The following is a 2194-nucleotide window of genomic DNA, read 5'->3' as shown; positions in this document are numbered from 1 at the left end:
AAACCAGAGAGTCATATCTCGGCTTCGTCAGCCTCGCATCAGCATTGCTGTGGCTGCCCTTTGTCCACGAGGCCTAGCCTCTACCTGATTGGATGAGACATAGCTTCTTGTGATTTGAGCTATCCTTCGTGCGGTCTGCAGAGATCTGTCGGCGGCATTCTCGACGTCAGCCTCCTCCTGATCGCTTCGATCCATGGTCCCCTCCCCTTTATTCGTACCGTTCACTGCCGCAGATCATGATTTCGACGATTGTTTTTCGGCGTTGGACAGTCGGACGCGTGTCATTCATCGGCAGGCCGGCGATTCAGCCAGACCGCCCAAAGCGAGATAGCCATTGTCATCGCTCCGATCCCCCAGAACGTAGTTGTGGCGGCGATGCCAAATGGCTGCCCCACGGCTTCCGGCCCGAACAAGAGTCCTGCTCCCAAAGCGGCGCAAAGCCACTCCTCCCAATCTTCGCCGCGGGAGAATGTCGCTGCAAATCCCAGATAGGCAATGAACAGAGAACTGAACCAGGCGATCCAGGCCGACGGTTTAGCAGCAAACCCAAAAAACCAAGGCGACAAGAACAAGGCGGTTGCCAGTCCGACCAGTGCCCAATCCTGTGCCCTCCTATTGAATATTATCGACCGCCACACGCCCCCTCCACATAGCGACAGAAAAAATGCACACGTCAAAACTGTATCGAAGATCGATATAATGACCGAATTAAATTTCGTTAATTGATGCCGCCTTTGGCCAATCTGACTGGCGCATGTGAAAGCGTAACAAAGGGCCAGAGGCCCGCCCATGGGCCCCTATGGATTAAGAACGGAATGCTCTCGTCCACCAGAGCGGAGCACGGCAAACAGCACCGCCCTTGCGACATGGCCGCTTTTGGCCGCATCTGCTGGCATGGAAACAATGGGGGCTTGTCGTCGAGGTCAAGAACTAGTCGCAGGCAGAACGGAGCGGCCAGATTGCCGCTCCGTCCCGTCCTCCCACTCGGCAGTCAACACCGCTCGCCACCTCCACGATATAATGCCTGGCCCTGTCTCCCCTACTCGGCCCTGCGCATGAAGATAGCCGTTGTCACTGCACGATATTTATATCGAAGATCGATATTCCAAACCAGTTACAAATTGCGTATTGATCCGCGAAGAGCTCCAAGACAGCTCGTTGTCGAAATCGTCAGACTGTCTGAGATCGCTGGATGAGACGTTTACCCTGCGTATTGGCAATGCTGTTGCCTCTGTTCGTCACCTCGGCGCATGCCGGCCGCAGCGAGCAAGCGCACCTTGCATCACAAGCCTGCGTGGCTCTCACTTTTGATGACGGCCCAGAAACCACGTTGACACCACGGCTATTGGATATTCTCGCCCGCGAGCATGTGCATGCCACATTCTTCGTTGTCGGCAAACAGCTCGCCTATTCGCCTGGTCTGGTAAAACGAGCTTTCCAAGAGGGGCATGAGATTGGCAATCATACCTTTGATCACCGGCCTCTTACGAGCCTCTCGGATGGCGAGATCGTTGCCGAAATCGAGCTGACGGACGAGGCCGTCATGGCCGAGACCGGCCGCCGTCCAGCTGTCATCCGCCCGCCATGGGGGCTCTCCGATGCCCGTGTTGAAAGGGTCTTGCGCAAGGCGGGCCTCTGGCGACGAATGGCTTTTTGGAACTTCGACTCATTCGACTGGCTCGACGATGAACGTTATATCACCAGCCTCATTGTGTCGGGTGCTCCGCCTGGCGCGGTCGTCTTGATGCACGATATTCATGCAAGTACCGTTGCCGCGGTACCCACCATTATTCGTACACTCAAACTCAGAGGTTTCCGATTTGCGACGCTAGCAAATCTGTCGTCATGCTTACATGAGATTCCAACAGATCTTGCACGCAAGAACAGGGCAAGCAGATCGTTTGCGGTGAGCGATCCTTCGGTACCTTTCGATATCGTTCATCCCCTGAAGTCCATCCACCAGCTAGGGTTTTACCTGACACATCGTTTCGGCTCTTGAACTGTATCGGCTATCGCAATCTTCTCGCTCGGCGGTTTCTTGACAATTGCACGGTAAATCTGGCGGAAGTCGATAATTAAGCGAAATTCGAATCGAGTCCCTATGATCTTACTTTCCCGCCGCCCATCCTTTCTCAGGAGCTTCCTCGCCACCGAGGCTGCCGGCGGCATCATCCTGATGGCGGTGGCGGCGCTC

Annotated in this window: 2 protein-coding genes; one reads left to right on the top strand and one right to left on the bottom strand. The window is 55.3% G+C overall.

Annotation, left to right across the window (positions count from 1 at the left end):
• Nucleotides 1-281: 281 nt before the first annotated feature.
• Nucleotides 282-791: an SPW repeat domain-containing protein gene (locus tag U1R88_RS35815; RefSeq protein ID WP_425545536.1), complete on the bottom strand. Its 510-nt coding sequence runs from the start codon at nucleotides 789-791 to the stop codon at nucleotides 282-284.
• Between the two features lie 401 nt (nucleotides 792-1192).
• Here U1R88_RS35815 and U1R88_RS35320 point away from each other — a divergent pair, with 401 nt between their 5' ends.
• The gene (locus U1R88_RS35320; protein WP_322435536.1) at nucleotides 1193-1999 is read left to right on the top strand and encodes a polysaccharide deacetylase family protein; all 807 of its coding nucleotides are present in this window, start codon (nucleotides 1193-1195) and stop codon (nucleotides 1997-1999) included.
• The last annotated feature ends 195 nt before the right edge of the window (nucleotides 2000-2194 follow it).

It is taken from the genome of Labrys sedimenti (genome assembly GCF_034424805.1).
Taxonomy (GTDB): domain Bacteria; phylum Pseudomonadota; class Alphaproteobacteria; order Rhizobiales; family Labraceae; genus Labrys; species Labrys sedimenti.
This window is presented reverse-complemented; position numbering and strand designations above follow the sequence as displayed.